Source organism: Methylobacterium sp. J-088, assembly GCF_022829295.1.
Classification (GTDB): domain Bacteria; phylum Pseudomonadota; class Alphaproteobacteria; order Rhizobiales; family Beijerinckiaceae; genus Methylobacterium.
Genome location: NZ_JAKSYH010000116.1, coordinates 1 through 19,519 on the forward strand (window position 1 = coordinate 1; position 19,519 = coordinate 19,519).

14 protein-coding genes and 1 pseudogene are annotated in these 19,519 nt (G+C 65.8%); 10 read left to right on the forward strand and 5 right to left on the reverse strand.

Annotated features, from left to right (window positions below; all coding sequences use genetic code 11):
- Positions 1–170: 170 nt before the first annotated feature.
- The 8 genes and pseudogenes from MKK63_RS12680 (at position 171) to MKK63_RS12715 (ending at position 11,530) form a co-directional block, all read left to right on the forward strand.
- Positions 171–620: pseudogene (locus tag MKK63_RS12680) on the forward strand (sugar transferase).
- A gap of 1,051 nt (positions 621–1,671) precedes the next feature.
- On the forward strand, positions 1,672–1,926 hold the full coding sequence (locus MKK63_RS12685) for a hypothetical protein (protein ID WP_244002183.1): 255 nt from the start codon (positions 1,672–1,674) through the stop codon (positions 1,924–1,926).
- A gap of 291 nt (positions 1,927–2,217) precedes the next feature.
- Complete coding sequence (locus tag MKK63_RS12690; RefSeq protein ID WP_244002185.1) at positions 2,218–3,174, forward strand: helix-turn-helix domain-containing protein; 957 nt, start codon at positions 2,218–2,220, stop codon at positions 3,172–3,174.
- A gap of 900 nt (positions 3,175–4,074) precedes the next feature.
- Positions 4,075–4,890: an FAD binding domain-containing protein gene (locus MKK63_RS12695; protein WP_244002187.1), complete on the forward strand. Its 816-nt coding sequence runs from the start codon at positions 4,075–4,077 to the stop codon at positions 4,888–4,890.
- Positions 4,887–7,595, forward strand: coding sequence for a molybdopterin-dependent oxidoreductase (locus MKK63_RS12700; RefSeq protein ID WP_244002189.1), 2,709 nt, complete (start codon positions 4,887–4,889; stop codon positions 7,593–7,595). The genes MKK63_RS12695 and MKK63_RS12700 overlap by 4 nt, the downstream gene beginning before the upstream one ends.
- Entirely contained in the window at positions 7,592–8,548 is a 957-nt protein-coding gene (locus MKK63_RS12705) for an antibiotic biosynthesis monooxygenase (protein ID WP_244002191.1), read from the forward strand. Before MKK63_RS12700 ends, MKK63_RS12705 begins: the two co-directional genes overlap by 4 nt.
- Positions 8,549–8,655: 107 nt before the next feature.
- Positions 8,656–9,729: a hypothetical protein gene (locus MKK63_RS12710; protein ID WP_244002193.1), complete on the forward strand. Its 1,074-nt coding sequence runs from the start codon at positions 8,656–8,658 to the stop codon at positions 9,727–9,729.
- A gap of 550 nt (positions 9,730–10,279) precedes the next feature.
- Entirely contained in the window at positions 10,280–11,530 is a 1,251-nt protein-coding gene (locus MKK63_RS12715) for an HdeD family acid-resistance protein (RefSeq protein WP_244002196.1), read from the forward strand.
- Between the two features lie 122 nt (positions 11,531–11,652).
- On the opposite strand, the gene MKK63_RS12720 is transcribed toward MKK63_RS12715, so the two are convergent.
- The gene (locus MKK63_RS12720) at positions 11,653–12,471 is read right to left on the reverse strand and encodes an amidohydrolase family protein (RefSeq protein ID WP_244002198.1); all 819 of its coding nucleotides are present in this window, start codon (positions 12,469–12,471) and stop codon (positions 11,653–11,655) included.
- 68 nt (positions 12,472–12,539) lie between these two features.
- Positions 12,540–13,871 (reverse strand): MFS transporter, encoded by a 1,332-nt coding sequence (locus MKK63_RS12725; protein ID WP_244002200.1) that lies wholly within the window; start codon positions 13,869–13,871, stop codon positions 12,540–12,542.
- Positions 13,872–14,381: 510 nt separating this feature from the next.
- Between MKK63_RS12725 and MKK63_RS12730 the strand changes: the two genes are divergently transcribed.
- Entirely contained in the window at positions 14,382–15,518 is a 1,137-nt protein-coding gene (locus MKK63_RS12730; protein ID WP_244002202.1) for an S-(hydroxymethyl)glutathione dehydrogenase/class III alcohol dehydrogenase, read from the forward strand.
- 173 nt (positions 15,519–15,691) lie between these two features.
- Positions 15,692–16,525: an S-formylglutathione hydrolase gene (gene fghA, locus MKK63_RS12735; protein ID WP_244002205.1), complete on the forward strand. Its 834-nt coding sequence runs from the start codon at positions 15,692–15,694 to the stop codon at positions 16,523–16,525.
- A gap of 479 nt (positions 16,526–17,004) precedes the next feature.
- Here the strand turns inward: fghA and MKK63_RS12740 are convergent, their stop codons facing one another.
- The 3 genes from MKK63_RS12740 to MKK63_RS12750 form a co-directional block, all read right to left on the reverse strand.
- Positions 17,005–17,418 (reverse strand): DUF1236 domain-containing protein, encoded by a 414-nt coding sequence (locus MKK63_RS12740; RefSeq protein ID WP_244002207.1) that lies wholly within the window; start codon positions 17,416–17,418, stop codon positions 17,005–17,007.
- A gap of 59 nt (positions 17,419–17,477) precedes the next feature.
- A complete protein-coding gene (locus MKK63_RS12745) occupies positions 17,478–18,623 on the reverse strand; it encodes an alpha/beta hydrolase (protein ID WP_244002209.1) in 1,146 nt (381 codons plus the stop codon).
- A gap of 333 nt (positions 18,624–18,956) precedes the next feature.
- Positions 18,957–19,519 (reverse strand): autotransporter outer membrane beta-barrel domain-containing protein (locus MKK63_RS12750; RefSeq protein ID WP_244002211.1); only part of this gene is annotated, 563 nt, incomplete at its 5' end.

Consider the following 19,519-nt stretch of genomic DNA (forward strand, 5'->3'; position numbering starts at 1 on the left):
CGAACGGCCGCGTAGACTTCCACGGCAAACATCCTGGGCCCCTCCCGAAAGAGAAGCCTCTCCACTGGCCGGCTTTTACCCCGGCCGCATCAGCACCCCGCCGACGCTCCAGTGGATGGTTTTGTCACCGCCCTACACACGCGGCGCTGTTTCGCTAGACCCGTACTGGTTTGAACGGGCGCACGTTCCTGATCTACAAGTTCCGCACCATGCCTGTGGACGAGGACGACACTGTCGTGCAGCAGGCCCAGCGCGGCGATGCGCGATTGACCGGACTGGGCGCCATTCTGCGTAAGACCAGTCTCGACGAACTGCCGCAGCTACTTAACGTGCTGCGCGGCGAGATGAGTCTCGTGGGCCCACGCCCGCACGCGCTCGCTCACGACAGCCACTATGGCGCGCTCATCGCAACCTACCAGCGGCGGTTTGCCGTGCGGCCGGGCATCACGGGTTAAGCTCAGATCACCGGTTCGCGCGGCCCGACGCCTGAGATCGCCGATATGCAGCGTCGGATTGAGCTCGACCTCTGGTACGTCGAGAACCGTAGCTTCACCCTGGATCTCAAGATCCTGATCGCGACAGCGCTGCACATTCTGCCCAGCCGGTCCAACGCCTATTGATCCGAGTTGTCGTTGGGAGACCCAGTGGCGTGGAGCCATCGGCAACCCGCAATGGCGTGCATCCTGCAGATCCGATGACGCATCCTCGGCACCGTCAGCCGCGAAGTCCTCGATCATCGGCGCGCGGGGAGCTTCGTTCGTGAGGTGGCCGGGCAGGCCGGTCACTCGATCGCCGAACCGAGCATGACTTTTCCGCTGAAGTCGGCCGACCGCATGAAGCGGCATGCGTGATATTTCGGTTCAATCGTCAGGCTGCGATTGGGGAAATGAATGACAATCTGGGGTTTCTGGTTCTAACGTAGAGCATCAAGGTTCGACTGCGCCCTACCAGTGCGCAGGGCGGAAGGTTCCTGTGTCGTGGATGTAGCTACCGCCCAGTACGTCGCCATCGCGTGGGTCGCTGGTTTGGCGATTTTCCTGCAAATGGTTCATGACGCTCCGATGATGCCCTGGCACGATTGATCCGCGTCGTTATGCAATGGACGACGACGCCCTGCACGCGGGTCGGCGGGGCTCGAGGTGGTCTCGGTTTACGGGATATGGACATGGGGCCCCCGGCGTCAATCCGGGTCAGCGGGCGGGTCGCTCCGCCTGGGCAGGTTCGCGCCGAGGATGTCTTCAGCAAAGACTGACACCAGTGCGATCGCAATCGTCAGATCCTGGGCTGCGGACGGACTCGTCGAGGCGTCACCGCCCGCGGCGGGCCTTCGGATTCCGGCAGCGGCAGGATGAATATGGTGGATCATCCGAGCGCCAACGGCAGGACGGCGCAGTCGTCGGCTATGACGCCGCCGTTTCCTCGGTCGCTCCGAACCCGAGAGCGGACGATGAGACGTCGCGGCGTCGGCGTCCGTGCGTCGAATTTGGCGGACGCCAGCTTCCACGGTCAAAATCACTCTACCCTGAGTTCGTCAATGACCCACGGCCCTCTGGTCACACGGCGAAAGTGCACCACAATCTGGATCCAGATCGCCAATCGAAGATCGGAAACGGGAGCCTGGACGTCAGGTCAGCTGCAGATCCCGCCCCACCGAATTTGGAGACCCTTCAGATGAACACGCGCGTTGGCGCGGCCGCAGCTCTGCTGATCATGAGCGCGGCCTCTGCTCAGGCCCAGACGGTCCTTGCACCGTCGGGCGACTCAGCCATTACCCAGCCCGGGGGTGCCCAAGGGCGTGCGGGCCGCCGCAACGTCGAGGAGGCCTTCCGCAACGGAGACGTTGTTGTCGCCCGTCCCCTGCCGGCGCTGGACCGCTCGCAGCGCAGCGACGGTCAGCTCACTCGTAAACCTGCCGGCCCCCGTTGAGGTATGCGCCGCGAAACAATTCCGAGGCCTAGCGGTCTCGCCTGCGTCGCAGCAACGAGGAGATCACGCGTCCGGTCATGCGAGCAGGCGGTGCGTTCGCTGACTGGGACGCGCGAAAGGTTGTCAGGATTCGCTCGCCGCATCGGTTGTAGAGCGGCGATATTCACCGCCGGTGACCGCTCACAATGTGTTTCTTATCGAGCGTGCGGCGTTGTCAGTTCCGAGGATTTCGAATCATAAGCGCGCTTAAGTGCCCCGCTGAGCTTCGCCGGGTACGGGGGAGCCCGATACGTGTCCAGCGTCGCAGTCGTTCCGAGCCTCATCGAGACGACGCATCACATGGAGCCCAAACGAGCCTTCGACTTCTGGCGATGCACAGCCCTGGCGCCGTTCGGCGATGTCGCGCGACCTGACCCGCGCGAGCGATTTTCGGCGAAGCGCCTCACCGTGACCGCGGCGGGAGGGCTGCTGACCCACACGGTCAGCAGCCCGGTCAGCATTGATGTCCGTTCTCGCCATGTCGATCGCAACGGCCGCGGTATGGTCGTCATCGGCCTCGCCATCGACGGCATCGGATATCAGGAGCAATGTGGTCGCGGAGCGCAACTCGAAGCTGGCGATATCAGCTTCTTGACGCGGACCCAGCCGATCATGGCCGGCACGCAGAGCCACTACGAGGAGATCCGGCTTGCCGTGCCGCTGGAGATCTTCGAGGCCAGGGTTGGCAGGATCAATGCGCTCGCCGGCCGCAGCATCAGGGCGCAGGCACGGAGCGCTGAAGTCGGCGCTCGTCTACGTTCAGTCGCCGGATCGATTGCCTGGATGTCCGAGTCGGAGGCCTCGACCGCGATCGATGGCGTGCTGCACCTTCTGGGTTACCTCGTTGGCGACCGCACGACCGAAGCTGGCGCGGACGTCTCGCCGGCGGCCATTGAGGCCCTGACCCGCGCCCATATAACGCGTCGGCTTCACGATCCGGAACTCAGCCCGGGCGATATTCGCGTGGCGCTCGGCGTATCACGATCCAGTCTCTATCGGGCCTTCGCCGAGTCTGGCGGGATAGCGACGGCTATACGCGACGCCAGGCTCGATCTCGCGAAGCGGAGGCTTGAAGCGCCGCGGGACAGCCAGCTCAAGATTGCCACCATCGCGTATGCGTGCGGCTTTACCGACATCCCGACCTTCAATCGCGGATTTCGCGAGCGTTTCGGTCTGTCTCCACGTGCCTTGCGAGCTGCGAGTTCTTGATCGGAGCGAAACCAACACGGGGGCAGGCCGCCTTACATTAGGCAGAGACACGCGTCGTCAGGATTTCAACGAACGCGGCTATGGGACCTTGAAGAATTGCCGGCGCGGCCGTACCCCCTAGCCGGCACTGGCAACCGATCCCGCGACGGTATGGGCCAAGCGCCGACGCAGCGCGATGGACAGTGTTGAAGATGTCGGCGCTCTCCTTCACAGGGCAGCCCATCACCGCGCCAGCTGTTCCATCGCGCTTGAACAGCACTCTGGCGCGATGACTTAGGATCCTCGATTCTCCCCCCATCCCAAGCCAGCCCCGAGGAACGGGACGGAGCGCAACTTCGCGGATGCCCTGATGCCGACAAATGCCAAAAGCGAGGATTTTTCTTGTCTCTCCATCCCACGGCCGCGAGCTGCGATCCGATACGGCTGCGGGCGTATCTTTGTGGCATCACTATACGCGTGAACGATCGGGAGATTTACTGAAACGCACTAAGTAAAAATAATAATTCTAGCAATGATTACAGTAGTTACATATCATTTCTATGGACTCCCATGTATTGCATTGACGTGCGCATCCATGGCGTGTTTATTCCGCGATGACATCGGACAGAAGCTGAAAAGTCGACGGACCCTGCGTACCGCGGATCCGGCGAACGCCACGATCGGTACCTCCGCCGCGATGTAAACGCGCGGACGGCTTGATCCGTCTGAGGGCCGTTCTTTCACTTCCGAGTCGTTCACAGTCATTTTCATGTCTGTAAGCTATATAACAGCTATATCATCTCATTAATTTTGATGAAAACAAAATTGGCGCAGCACGTAAACAATTTATTTACTCGTAGCGCATCATGATGTTGTCATGATGCGCATAGATCTTGAGCCGATGAGCTTTGAAGGGCACCGATGAACCTTTCAACAATTGTGAACGTCAAGCGGCCGACGTCCCTAGACGAAGTCCAAGGCTGGCATGACGGGTGCTCGTGGCTCGCAGGCGGCACTTGGCTGTTCTCCGAGCCGCAGGTGGCGGTCGATACGCTGATCGACCTGGACCGGCTGGGCTGGGCGCCGCTGACGGTGACCGAGGCCGGGCTTGAGATCGCGGCCACCTGCCGGGTCGTCGAGCTGCACGCTTTCGCGGGCCTTGCTGAGTGGCACGCTGTGCCGCTGTTCCGGCAGTGCATCGACTCGTTCCTGATGTCGTTCAAGATCTGGAACGCCGCCACGATCGGCGGCAATGTTTGCATGTCGCTGCCGGCGGGCGCGATGATTTCGCTGACCGCGGCCCTGGAGGGCGTCTGCACGCTGTGGCCACGGGGTGGCGTGCCGCGCACGGTTCCGGTGGCCGAGTTCGTCACCGGCAACCACGCGAACGTGCTGCAGCCGGGAGAGTTGCTGCGCAGCATCCACCTGCCCGCCGCCGCGCTGACGAAGCGCACCGCCATGCGGCAGGTCTCACTGACCAAGTTCGGGCGCTCGGCCGCGCTGATCATCGGCACGGTCGGTCAGGATGGTACTGATTTCCTGCTGACGGTGACGGCGGCGACGCCCAAGCCGGTGCAGCTGCGCTTCCCCGCCTGTCCCTCTGCCGACGCGCTGCGCGCCGCCCTCGACGCGCGCCTGCCGCCGGACGCTTACTTCGCCGACGTCCACGGCTCGGCCCCGTACAAGCGTCACGTCACGCAATACCTCGCTGAACAGATCCGGACGGAGCTCGCGTGACCCAGTATTCGATCAACGGCCGCGGTTACGCCGCCGAGCCCGCCCCCGGCCAGTGCCTGCGGACCTTCTTGCGCGACCTCGATGTGTTCGGCGTCAAGAAGGGCTGCGACGCCGGCGATTGCGGCGCCTGCACCGTCCATATCGATGGAAAGCCGTTCCATTCTTGCTTGGTCCCGGCGTTCCGGGCCGAGGGCCGCACGGTCACCACCCTCGAGGGCCTGTCGGGCTGCGGTAACGACCTGCATCCCATGCAGCAGGCGTTCCGGGACGCTCAGGCGTTCCAATGCGGCTTCTGCACCGCCGGCATGATCATGACTGCGGTGACGCTGACCGATGCGCAGAAGGCCGACTTGCCGCACGCTCTGAAGGGCAACCTGTGCCGCTGCACCGGCTACCGCTCGATCGATGACGCGCTGCATGGCCGCTGCAACATCGAGGCGGACCTGCCCGGCCGGGCGCTCGGCGCCAGCCTGCCCAACCCGTTCACGGATTCCATCCTCACCGGTACCGCCCGCTACACCATGGATGTCGCGGTCGAGGGCCTGCTGCACCTGAAGGTGCTGCGCTCGCCCCACGCCCATGCCCGCATCGTGGCGATCGACGATGCCGCCGCCCGGGCTTTGCCCGGGGTGGTCGCGGTCTACACTTGGCAGGACGTGCCGAAGCGCCGGTTCAGTTCGGCCCTGCACGAGGACCACCTGGTCGATCCCGACGACATCCTGCTGCTCGATTCGGTCGCGCGCTTCGCCGGCCAGCGGGTCGCGGCCGTGGTCGCAGAGACCGAGGCGGCGGCCGAGGCGGGATGCCGGGCCCTGCGGGTCGATTACGAGATCCTGCCGGCGGTGTTCGATCCGGTCGCCGCCATGCGGCCCGGCGCGCCGCTGCTGCACCACAAGGAGCAGGTCACCGGGGACAGCAACATCTTCTGCACGCTCCAGGGGGAGATCGGTGACGTGGCCGCGGGCTTCGCCGAGGCCGACGTGATCCACGAGGAGACCTACTCGACCACCCGGGTCCAGCACACGCACCTTGAGACCCACGGCTCGATCGCCTGGCAGGGCGAGGACGGGCGCTGGCACGTCCGCACCAGCTCGCAGGCGCCGTTCGCGGTGCGCCAGAAGCTCGCCTACCTGATGGGGATCCCGCACCGGGATATCCACGTGTTCACCGAGCGGGTCGGCGGCGGCTTCGGCGGCAAGCAGGAGATGGTCTCGGAAGACCTCGTCCTGTTCGCCACGATGAAGCTCGGGCGCCCGGTGAAGTGGGAATGGACCCGGGAGGAGGAGTTCATCGGCGCCACGACGCGCCACCCAATGACCACGCGGGTCAAGATCGGCGCCCGCCGGGACGGCACGCTGACGGCGATCGACGTGGAAGTGGTCTCCAACACCGGGGCCTATGGCGGCCACGGCGGCGAGACCCTGGGGGCCGCGATGGCGAGCCCGATCGCGGTGTATCGCTGCCTCAACAAGAAGGGCATCGGCCACGCCGTCTACACCAACATGGTGCCGGGCGGAGGCTTCCGCGGCTACGGCGCCTCGCAGACCACCTTCGCGATCGAGTGCGCGATCGACGCCCTGGCCCGCCAGCTCGGCATCGATCCGTTCGCGATGCGGCGGTTGAACGTCGTGCAGCCCGGCGACAACATCGAGTCGATCTGGAAGGAGCCGAGCGACGCCAGCTTCGGCAGCTACGGCGTCAGGGAGTGCCTCGACATCGTCGAGCGCGAGCTGGAGAAGGGCAACGGCGTCGCCAGGCCCGAGGGCGCGGACTGGGCCGAGGGCACCGGCGTGGCGCTCGCCATGCTGGAATGCGGACCGCCGACCGAACATCGCTCGGGCGCCAAGATGCACCTGCTCCCGGACGGGACCTACCATCTCGCCTGCGGCTCGACCGAGATGGGCAACGGCATCACCACGGCGCACAAGCAGATCGCGGCCGCAATCCTGGGCGCGCGCGCCGACGATGTCGCGATCATCAACGCCGACACCGACCGCACCCCCTACGACACCGGCACCTTCGCCAGCACCGGCACCGTGGTCGGCGGCAAGGCGGTCCACCTGACAGCAGAGGCCATGGCGGAGGACATCCTCGACTTCGCCAGCCGACACACCGGGGTGCCGGTGGAGCAATGCCGGCTCGACACCGATGGCGGCGTGGTCTGCGGCAACCGGCGCCTGACGCTGGCCGAGCTCCACGCCGAGGGCACCAAGGTCGACCACCGGTTCATGGTCAGCCGGAAGTCTTATCTGTCGCCGCGGACCATCGCGTTCAACGTGCAGGGTGTCCGCCTGGCGGTACACCGGGTCACCGGCGAGATCCGGGTGCTCCACAGCGTCCACGCCGCCGATATCGGCAAGCCGATCAACCCGATGCAGTGCCGCGGCCAGCTCGATGGCGCGGTCGGCATGGGCTACGGCTGGGCCCTGGTCGAGACCATGGTGCATGACGGCGACGGCCGCATGGTCAACCCGCAGCTGCGCAACTGCCGGATCCCGACCTTCGCGGACACGCCCCACACCGACATCTTCTTCGCCGACACGGTCGACACGATCGGGCCGCTCGGGGCCAAATCACAGGGCGAGTGCGGCATCAACCCGGTTGCCCCGGCCGTCTCGAACGCGCTGGCCGACGCCACCGGGGTGCGGTTCGCCCATCTTCCGTTCACCCCCGACCGCCTGTTCGAAAAGCTCGCCAGCGCATGAGCACGTCAGCGGCGAGCGTCAGCATCGTCACCCAGACGACCGTCCGGCCGGAGAGCGCCGACGCCTTCGCCCGGTGGCAGGGCGACACCAGCGCGGTGGTGGCGACGTTTCCGGGCTTCATCGAGCAGCGGCTGATGCCGCCGCACCCGCCGCTGCAGGTCGATTGGGTGATCCTGCAGCGCTTCGACAGCCTGGACCATGCCCGGCACTGGCTGGGCTCGCCGGAGCGGCAATCCCGCATCGAGGGCGCCGCCCCGATGCTGGTCGGCCGTGACGATGTCCACATCGTCACCGACGATGCCAGCGCGGCCCGTACCGCCCCGGTCTCGGCGGTGATCAGCACCCGCGTGAAGCCTGGGATGGAGGCCGAATATCTCCGCTGGGAGCGGAAGGTCGCGGCTGCCCAGTCGAAGGCGCCCGGCCTGCAGGGCTACCGGCTCGAGCCGGCCGTGCCGGGGGTGCAGGAGGATTTCGTCGCGATCCTGCGGTTCGACAGTGATGCCAATCTGCAATCCTGGTTGAACTCCCCGGAGCGCCAGGCCCTGGTCGAGCAGGCGGCGCCGCTGACGGCGGAATTCCACACCCGGATGGTGCAGAGCGGCTTCGAGCAATGGTTCCGGAACGCGACGCCGGAGGGTGCTCCGGCGCCCCCGGCCTGGAAGATGAACATGATCGTCCTCCTGACGCTGTACCCGACGGTGTTCCTTTGGGGCCTGCTGATCGGCACGCCGTTTCTGGCGGGAACCCTGAAGCTGGATTTCCCCCTTGCCCTGTTCATCGGCAACGTCGTCAGCGTCCTGATCACCGCGCGGCTCGTGCCGTTCGCCGCTAAGCAGCTCGGCTGGTGGCTGGCACCCGCCGGGGACAAGCAGGCGGCCGTGGACCTGAAGGGCGCCGGCCTGCTGGCCGCGGCCTATGCGGTGATGATCCTGGTCTTCTGGAAAGTGCTGTGACGAACCAGGTCGCACGGATCGCCCCGGCCCGACCCGCCGGCCGGGCTGAGCGAGGATCCATGACCGTCGGGATGCCCCGGGCGGGCCTGCTGATCGCGGCGTCGCTGATGGCCGGCATCGGCGCGGCCCGATCCGAGACGGCGGCAAGCACGAACATTCAGACGAGCGCCGCCCAAGCCCTCGACCAGACGCTCAGCACGACTCAATGGGCCTCGACCGGGCCGAATCGGCAGGAGGCCGGGGTTCCTGTCGCCGCCGCGACCGTGATGGCCGCCCCGCCTCCGTCGTTCTTTTCGTTCTCCGACACCGTGGTCAGCTACCGCTTCCAGGGACCGTCCGCGGAGCCCGGCGTCTTCCGGGAACGCCCGGGCAGCCGCGGGGAGCCTGTTGAGGTGCCCAAGAATGTGGTCAACCTGTTCCACGCCAATTCCTGGGCCTACGGCACCAACCTGATTTCCCTCGATATTCTCCGATCCGGCCATCAAGACCCGGCGAGCGACAAGGTGATCAGGGACAAGGGTTACGGCGCGACCGAGGTCTACTTGATCTACCGGGGCGTCCTGAGCCCGAACAAGATCTTTGACACCAACATCTTCGCCATTCCAGGTCTCGTGAAAGATATCGGCCTATCATTCGGAGCCGACATCAACACAAAGGACACAAAATTCGATTCCGAGAAGCGCGCCGGCACCTTCGGAGTCAGCTTTGCGTTTGACGTGCCGGCCGGGTTCGTGAACCTGAAGGTCCAGGGCTACAAGGAATTCTCCCGTAATGGGTTCGCCGGGATTGCGCCGAAAGCCGGGGACATACCGGCGGCGATTCCCGGCTTCGATTACTCACACTTCCGCAGTGTCGAGTACAAGATGACGCCGGAATTTGAGCTGACCTACACCATCCCACTGGCCTTCACCGGCTTGCCCCTGGCGCTGGCCGGCTTCAACACCATCATCCTACCCAAGGGTCGCTACGGCAACGTCAACCAGTTCGACACGCGGACGGAATTCGCCTCGCAGACTAACCTGGTGCTGGATGTCGGGCAGCTGCTGGAGAACACGCCCAATCGGGTCGAGGTGTTCGTGGGCTTTCAGTATTGGCACAACAAGTTCGGCGGCGATCCGCGGAAGACACTCAACACTGAGGAGAAGGCTCTGATCGCGGGCGTTGCCTACCATCTCAAGTAGGATCACCCGCAGGCTCGTCAGAGCTCGAAGGGGCATTTCAGCGCTCTTTTGGTCGACTGATCGGGCACGCATCAGTCCCCTTGAACGGTCAAGGTCGCGTTGCGGCAAAGTTGTTTTGAACGAAGCTCCCACCGGGGGAAAAGTATCCGAGACGGGATCTAGGTAGTCGACTTTTTCAATCGTCTTCTCTTTAGCCCGTCTCTTCGCTTAGCTAGCAATGACGCGCCCGGGGGTTTTTCGCGTGACGTTGTCTTCAACGCCGAGCCACCACATCAATGTCGGAACGGGGGAGGCGTCGCCCGATCGACCCGGCGATGGCGCGCTTTCCCCAGAGTCCATCAGCCCAAAAGGGCGGAGGCACCTTGGGCTCGCCGAAGCCAGACGCGGGGGCAATCCTGTCGAAGCAATGCCGTCCGCAAAGTCCAGCGCTCCGACGAGCCCTGGAGCCCTCCCTTTGTGGCTGCTTCTGGTGGGACGCGAGGCGGTCCACAACCGGTGGGGGATCGTTGCCGGCGTGGGCCTAATCTGGACGGGACTCGGCGGCGCCCTCGTGATCGATGCCCTCGACGGCGCCACGCACATTCCGGATCGCTGGTTCGGCCTCCTCCTCGTGTTCGAGGCGGCGAGCTCGGGAGTACGCGGCCTGATTGCCACCGGGGCTGCACGACGGCTGCGCTTGCTCAAGGCTGCGATACTCCTCGTCGTGGCCGTCCTGACGATGCTCGCTTCGGCCTCGAGCACGTTCCTCCTTGCGATGCTGTTCGGTACCGCCTTCCTGTTCGACGGCCTGACGCGGGTCGTCCTATCTCACGTCCTGCGCTTTCCCGGCTGGCACGGGTCGGTGGTGCATGGGGGCTTCGGCATCCTCTTGGGAATCCTCACCCTGCAGCCATACCCGACGTGGTATGCCGGCACGGTCGGTTTCAGCATCGGTGCCTTTCTGATGCTGTCCGGGATCAAGGTCATGGTCCGCGGCCTACGCCTACGGCGCCCGCCCAATTTCTTCGATACATCCAAGCAGGCGAGCGGGTCCGACACCGTCAAGATCTATGTTTGGACGCCCACCGGGACGGCGACAATTCCCACCCGACGCCGGCTCGTTCACCGCTACGTCATCTCGGTGGATGGGGTGGGGCACCTCTCCACCGGTCACGCCGCCTTGGAACTGGCGGGTGCGAAGGGAGCGGCCGGCTCCTGCGCAGACCTGGTTTGGGAAGACCCCCTTTATATGAGCCATTACCCCTCCGTGGAGATCGAGCGGTCGCCCGACAAACTGCGGGCGATCCTGCGCGCCGGTCCCGAGAACGACGTGCCGGGCCGCTTCCTGCCGAGCTACCGCGAAGAGGCAGCCGATTGGTGCGAGGCGACCGTGACGGTCACCCTTCAGGGTGTCGACGGCGGTCGCCTCCGCGCGTTCTGGAGTAGGTATCGCCGGGATGCGACCTACAACCTCGTCGGCCGGAACTGTTCGACGTGCGTCGTTGACGCCCTCGATGCTGCTGTCGAGGGCAACTTTTGCAGCGATGGTCGGCCGTGGAGCAGACTGGCGCGCGCGGTGCTGAGCCCGGAATTCTGGGCGGCCGCGCTCATGCGCAATGGCGCGGGCGCGATGACGTGGACTCCCGGTCTGGTCCTGGATTACACGCGAGCCCTGAGCGCCCTTATCGATCCCGTCGCGCCGGTGCCGGCCATCACATGGCAGGGCGTCAGGCGACGCTTGATGCGCAATGGGCGCGCGGAAACCGTCGCCCGCCAGCGTGGGCTCACCAGAGCGGAGCCTCAGGAGGCGAAGGTTGCCTGAGGGATCGATCCCGTCCGGTGCGGGTGACCTTATGGCCGCCCGCCGACAAAGCTGTGTGCACCATCCTCACCGAGGTGCGCTTTAGAATTTCCCCTGCCACTTCGGGGGCAAGCGCCACGAGCTCATGCGGCGTTGAACCGAAAGAGCTTCCTCGGCGTGTCCACAAGCACGACTTGACGATCTGCAGGTTCGGGCAGCCACGTCGCGAGATTGGCCAGCATTGCAGCGTAGGGCTCTTTGCCCTCGAACCCTGTATTCGGCCAATCGCTACCCCAGACGAAATGATCGAGGCCGAGATGCGCGCGCAGCAGCGGGATCGCCGTCCTGGCAATGGCGTCGCCATCAGGCCCGTTTCGGTAGGGGCCCGACAGCTTGAGGTAGAGATGGCCTGTGCGCCCGGCTTCCAGGATCCGGCGGAAGCCGGGATCATTCACGCCCGCCTTGGGATCCGGCTTTCCGAAATGGTCGGCTACCACGTTCACCCCCGCATCGAGGAGGGGCGAGAGCAGGTCGGGCCAGCGCCGCCCCTCGGCCTGGATCTCAACATGCCAGTCAAGGGCTGCGAGATGCGCGAGATGCCTGTGCCAGGCCGGGCTCGCGAGTTGCGGGTCAGGCTGGCCAATCAGGTTGAGGCGCACGCCAACCACACCCGCGGCATCCAGGGCTTCAAGCTCATCGGCTGAGATGCCGGGATCGACGACCGCGACGCACTGGAAGCGCGACGGATATGTCTTTCGCGCATCCAGCATGTAGCTGTTGTCGGTGCCGAGGAAGCTCGGCTGGATCAGCACTGCGCTCGAGATCCCGTTGGCGTCGAGAAGCTTGATGTAGTCCTCGGGCGTCGCGTCGTAATCCGGGGCGTAGCGAACGGATGGTGCGAGCTTGAGGCCGCGCTTGAAGACGTGCGCGTGGCTGTCGATCGCTGTGATCGGCTCGGACATCGCAAAACGCGGCCTCAGCGCGGCGGCTGCGATGCCCCCTTGGAACATCCGTCGCGAGATCATGGCGACTACTCGGCTGGCGCGGGGGCGGGTGCGCTCGCCTGAGCGCGGCTGCCGCGGCCGAGGATGATCGTCATGATGCTGCCGGCGCCCGTGAGGACGACGAGCGGCAGAAGCCCCATGGGGAAGCTGCCGGTGGCGTCCTTGATCACGCCCAGCAGCCAGGAGGCGATACCGGTGCCGAGATGCGAGAGGGTGTTGATCGCCGCGATCCCCGCCGCCGCGGTGCCGGCCGAGAGCCATTCGGTGGCCATGGCCCAGAACGGCCCCTTGATCGCGTAATTGCCGAGCAGGGTGAAGCTCAGGAGCACCATCGTCAGGGTGAGCGAGCTGGTGAGGTTCGTAGCGGCGAGGCACAGGCAGGTCAGTGCCAGCGGCAGGGCCGTGCTGTAGACCCGCTCGCCCGACTTGTCGGCGCGCAGCCCCCAGAACACCATAAACACCGAGGCGATGCCGAAGGGGATCATGTTGAGGAGGCCGGTCTCGAGGTTCGAGAGCCCGAAGGACTTGAGGATCTGCGGCTGCCAGAGGGAAAGCGCGTTGCTGGTGGCCGACGAGCCCGAATAGATCAGCGCCAGCGCCCAGACGTACTTGTTCGAAAGGACCTTCAGCAGCGGCAGGTGGTGCGCCACCGGTGCAGCGCCAACCTTGTCCGCCTCAAGCCGACGTTCGAGCCAAGCGCGCTGCTCAGGCGCCAGCCATTTCGCCTCTGCCGGCCGGCTTGGGAGCACGAAAAGAGCGGCGAGCCCGAGCAGCACCGCGGGGATTGCCTCCGCGATGAACAGCCACTGCCAGCCGTGCAGGCCAGCGGCGCCGTCGAGTTGAAGCAGCCCGGCTGACAGCGGCGAGCCCAGGAAGGACGAGATCGGGATCGCGACCATGAACAGCGCAACGATCCGTGCCCGGTATGCCTTCGGGAACCAGTAGGTCAGGTAGAGGATCACCCCGGGGAAGAACCCGGCTTCGGCTGCGCCCAACAGGAAGCGGCCGAAATAGAAACTGAAAGGGCCGACCACGAAGGCCATCGCCGCACCGACGAGGCCCCAGGTGATCATGATCCGCGCGATCCACACCCGCGCGCCGAACTTTTCCATCGCGAGATTACTCGGCACTTCGCACAGCACGTAGGCGACGAAGAACAGGCCACCGCCGATGCCGAACATCGCTTGGGAAAGACCGAGATCCTTGTTCATCGTGAGCGCGGCGAAGCCTGCATTCACACGATCAACATAGGCGATGAAGTAGCAGAGCACGAGGAACGGCACGATGCGCCAGCCGACCGCGCGCATTGTGCGACGTTCGATCTCCGGCAACTCGGTGGGAACGCTCGTTGTCGCCATATCCGACCTCCCCGGCCGTGTCGTTTTCTTTGACGTCGCAGGCGCGCAGGGTTTTAGCAGCGCCTGACCACTACAACCAGACAAGCGCGCCACACGGGGGCGACTGCTCCAGCGGATTGTCCCTTCCGTATCAGCCTTGCCGTCACGGACAGCGACACAACGGGTGACCACCGCTTCCGACCCCGAGCCGAAGCTGCCGGACGGTCGACTGCTTTGCCTGAGTGAACGGTGATTTGGCCCGGCCCCAGCGGCACGGGTCACAGGCACTGCGCGACCCATGTTCCGGCATGGGCGTGCGGCTCGAGCGGGGCGGATGCGCCCCCTTTCCCAATCCTGCCGAACGCCGGGGTCATGCACTGAACACGGGGGCGGGACATTGCATCTTGGCGTCAGAAGCAGCACACACGCGGCAGATTTTCGGACCGTCCGGTGCCCTGCCCTTAGGCGAGGTGCACCGGAGAGTCGGCAGTTCGGCGCCGTCCGTCATCATCCAGATAATAGGAAGACCTGATGAAGACTCGCGCCGCAGTCGCGTGGGAGGCCAAGAAGCCACTCACGATCGAGACCATCGACATCGAGGGGCCCAAGGCCGGCGAAGTTCTCGTCGAGTTGATGGCCACCGGCATCTGCCACACGGATGCCTACACGCTCTCGGGTCTCGATTCCGAGGGTAAGTTCCCGGCGATCCTCGGCCATGAAGGCGCAGGTATTGTCCGTGAGGTCGGCGCCGGTGTCACCACGCTGAAGCCCGGCGACCATGTGATCCCCCTGTACACGCCGGAATGCCGCAACTGTAAGTCCTGTCTGTCGCAGCGCACCAACCTGTGCACCGCGATCCGGGCGACCCAGGGGCAGGGTGTGATGCCGGATGGCACGAGCCGCTTCTCCTGCGTTTCCACCGGCGGCAGCCCTGGCGGTGCGAGCACCGTGTTCCACTACATGGGCTGCTCGACCTTCTCGAACTTCACGGTCCTGCCGGCCATTGCGCTCGCCAAGATCCGCGAAGACGCGCCCTTCGACAAGATCTGCTACATCGGTTGCGGCGTGACGACCGGCATCGGCGCGGTGATCTACACCGCCAAGGTCTGGCCGGGCGCCAACGTGGTGGTGTTCGGTCTCGGTGGCATCGGCCTCAACGTCCTCCAGGCCGCCCGGATGGTCGGGGCCGACAAGATCATCGGCGTCGACATCAACCCGGATAAGCAGGCCATGGCCCGCAAGTTCGGCATGACCCACTTCATCAACCCGAATGAGGTCGGCACCGACAAGGTGGTCCAGGCCATCGTCGATCTGACCGGCGGCGGCGCCGATTTCTCCTTCGATTGCACCGGCAACGTCCACGTGATGCGCCAGGCGCTCGAGTGCTGCCATCGCGGCTGGGGTGAGTCGATCGTCATCGGCGTGGCCGAAGCCGGCCGTGAGATCTCGACCCGTCCGTTCCAGCTCGTCACCGGCCGCGTCTGGAGGGGATCTGCCTTCGGTGGGGCCCGCGGGCGCACGGACGTGCCGAAGATCGTCGATTGGTACATGGAGGGTAAGATCAACATCGATGATCTCATCACCCACACCATGCCCCTGGAAGACATCAACCACGGTTTCGACCTCATGCACGAAGGCAAGTCGATCCGTTCCGTTGTCGTTTACTGAGACCATCCGATCCGGGGCTCCCCGCTCTTCAGGGGCGGGGTCCCGGTGACCGGTGCCTCGTTCCTGTCGGGCAAGCCGACGGCTATGCGCGCCGCCCCGTAGTCTCGAAATCCCAAGCCCGCCATCCGGCCCCGGAGCGCGGCTTTCGCCTCCCGAGCAGGAGATCAAAGCTCATGGAAACCATCTCGAAGGCCCGCGCCCATGGCGGCACGCAGGGCGTCTACAAGCACGATGCCCAGACCACGGGATGCCCGATGACCTTCGCGGTGTTCGTGCCGCCACAGGCCGAGAACGGTCCGGTCCCGGTGTTGTGGTACCTGTCGGGGCTCACCTGCACGCACGCCAACGTCATGGACAAAGGCGAGTATCGGGCGGCCGCCGCTCAGCATGGCGTGATCATCGTGGCCCCGGATACCAGCCCGCGCGGCCCGGGGATCCCGGACGAGGAGGGCAACTGGCAGTTCGGCTCCGGTGCCGGCTTTTATCTGGACGCCACCGAGGCGCCCTATGCGAAGAATTACAAGATGTGGAGCTACGTCACGGAGGAGCTGCCGGCGCTCATCGCGGCGAACTTCCCCGCCGACATGGCCCGTCAAGGCATCTTCGGCCATTCCATGGGCGGCCACGGAGCGCTCACCATCGCGCTGACCTACCCGGAGCGCTTCAAGTCCTGCTCCGCCTTCGCGCCGATCGCCCAGCCCTCCACGGCCGGCTGGTCGAAACCGGCCTTCGAGAAGTACCTCGGGTCCGACCCAGCCGCCTGGCGCGCCCACGACGCCACCGCGCTGATCGAAGACGGCAAGCGTTTCCCCGAGTTCCTGGTGGATCAGGGCACCGCCGACAGCTTCCTTCAGGATGGCCTGCGTCCCTGGCTGCTTGAGGAAGCCTGCAAGAAGGCCAGCATCGCGCTGACCCTCAACATGCGCGAGGGCTACGACCACTCGTACTTCTTCATGTCGACCTTCATGGCCGATCACATCGACTGGGCTGCCACCCGCCTGAAGTAACGTCGCCAGCGCGCGTCGCGCGCAATCGCGGGCGACGTCTCCGGCAGAAGGCGCACAAGGGCTACCAGATCCTGCTGCCGCAGAGCCCAACTCGGCGGCAGCCTGTCGGGCCTTTGTCTCAGGACCGCGAAGCCGGTCCTGTGCCCGGACGTGCTTGTCGACCTCCGGGTCAAGCAGGACCTCGTCGGGTCCTCCGTGCCATCCAGGCCGACGCAGCCCTGCGCAAAACACCCGTCCTCATGGCGACGGTCCTCGATGCGCGGATGCAGGCCGGCGCGCGGGGTCGTGGATTGTTTGCACAAGCCAGTGGCCTTGGACGAGCTCCACGCGGTGATGAACCGGTTTCGCCCGCAGGTCACCACCGCGGTTCAGGTCCCGCCTAGAGCCGTGCCCGATCGCGTTGCAATCGAGCACGGCTCTAAGCCCTTGTTCTCGCGGCCCTCTTACGCCGAACCGGGCCCACTTCGGCGGAGAGCGCTCTAGTCGATAACTTCAACGACCCGTCGGGTGCGCGGGTCCACCAAAACCGGGTGGTCGTTCACGACGGTGTAGTTGTACGTCGGAAGGGCGAATTCTGGGGGAACATCGTAGTAGACGACGCCATCCTCCGGGAGGACGGTCCCAACCTTCACGGGGCCGGAATAGGCGAAGGACGGACGACGCTCGCCCGTGGCGTAGATGCGGAAGCGCTCGCGTCGGTCGATGCCGAGGATGCCGTTAGCCGTTCCCACCGCTGCCCCGACCGCACCACCGACGACGGCGCCCAAGGGACCGGCGATCATGGCGCCCCGGTTTGCCCCCTCTTGCGCGCCGCGCTCCAGCCCCTGTGCGTGCGCGGCGCCTGCCCATGCCAACGTCGCCGCCGCAACGACCAGTCGAACCGTGCGTGCCATTTTCCGTTCCCCATGATGCCGGAAGGCCCGGCGTTCTCGTTACCGATCGATCCGACGCTTCAGCGGCTGCCGGTCATGGCCCGCACGGGTGCGCCCGCTAGGTCGACCGCCGAACCGACTGTGTCCCGCAGGCCGGAGCCGACGTGAGACAGGTGCTCGCCGAAGGTCTCGCGGGTCTGCGGGTCGACAATGGCGACCGGGGCCGCAACTGCCAGCGCCGCCCCGGTCGCGGCCGTGGAGGCAGCTCCGGCAGCCGCGCTCACCAACCGGTCACCGATGCCGACCTGTCCATCCGAGATCGGCTGTCCGTCGGCGAGGCGCTTGCCCAGCAGGGCGACGACATCCCCGGAGGCGTACTTGCCGTGGTTCAGCGGGTCATCGCCCTTCACCGTCGACAGATTCAGCACACCGATCTTCTGGCGTTCGAGTTCGGACCGGTATGGCTCGACGTTCGGGTCGATGGCGCCCAGCCTGACGCTGTCGCCCCAGACCAACCGCGACACCGCCAGAGCCTGATCATCGCCAGACACCATCAACGTCAGGCGCGGCCGGTCCGGCCCCATGTCGCGGAACGCTTCGCGGGCGAGGTCCATGTCGACATCGGGGGCGGCGAGGATGACGTTGCGGATTTTAGGGGCCACGCGCCGGTCGCGAATGGCCATCTGGCGGAGGCTTTCCAGGGTCAGCCAGTTGCCCATGGAGTGGGCGAGTACAGTGATCTCACCAACATTCGGATCCCTGGCCAAATCCCGCAGCAGAGTCTCCAAGCCGTTGCGCGAGAAGTTGGTGCTCTCCCGGTCGTAGCCGTAGGCGAGCACTGACCCCTTGGAGGGCCAAGTAAACAGAACCGGGGCGACCTCGGCACCCGAGTCATGCACAATCTGCGCGAAGCGGAAGACTGCGTCCTCGAACTTGTTGTTGAAGCCGTGGACGAACACGAGCACGTGGCGCTTGGCCCCACGCCGGACGGCGCGGCCGGTCCAGGCCGCGACCTTCGAGCGGTCGACCGGATCGGCGCGCAAGGCGACGAAATCGGTCGCGGGGTTGCCGGGCAGCGACTTCGGCCACTGCACCGTGCCGGGCTGCCGGGTGGTGTTCGGCGGGATGGAGACGGCAAGATCCGTGTAGGAGACCGCATCGCCGCGTTCACCCGAGAACAGCACCCCCCGGTCGGCGGCCGACTTGCGAGTCGTTGCCACCAGCATGTCGACACGTGAAGTGCCAGGAACCGACCCAGTCACGGCGACGGGCAAAAGCACGCCGGTCGGCCGGCCGGCACAGGCCCCTGACGCGAGCAACGGTAGGAGAACAGCGAAGGCCGGGCCCGCACGACACAGCCGTCCAAAATGCAAGCCCATCCGTTCCCTCGAGCCGGATCATCCTAGGCAGCGTAGGACGGGCGAATGGTTAAGCGACCGTCAAGGTGCGGGCGGTCCATGCGGAGCGATTGTGGCGACCGGCGGACGAAACCTCAACGGGCTCCAGAGCCGCTTGGTCGCACGCATGGGCGACCGCATCGCCGATGCTACCCGCCGAGGTTACCAGCGGGCCTGCAATCCGGCGGCGATCACCTGGGCGGTGGCGCCGGGGCGCAGGTCGCCGGTGTAGCTCAGCGACAGCTGCACGCCCTCCGCCACCGGACCCGTCAGGCTCACCCCCAGGACCGCCCCGTCCCGGCCGAGCCGGCTCGTGCGCGTCGCGAACGGCACCCCGAACAGGCTCGAGCGCAGAGTGGCGACGGTGTCGCCCAGCTCGTGCGCCCAGTAGGCCCGGCCCTCCAGCCGCAGGCCCGCCGCTCCGTCCGCTGCCGTGCCGTCGACCGCAAGGCTCGTCACACGCCCGCCCACGAGGCTGCGCGCGCCGTCGAGGCCGGCGGTGGCGAAGCTCTGGCTCGCCAGCCCACCCCGCTCCGCCACCCGCGCCCGGGTCAGACGGTCGACGCTGAAGCCCACCTCCGGCACGCACTCCACCGGCAGGCCCAGGCCCAGCGCGGTGCCGGCAAAGCCCGACCCCCCGGCGTCCCAGCCCGAGGCCAGGCCGCTCGCCCGCGAGACGCCGGCGCCCAAAGCCGCGGTCCGGTCGATCCGACCGTCCGCGTAGG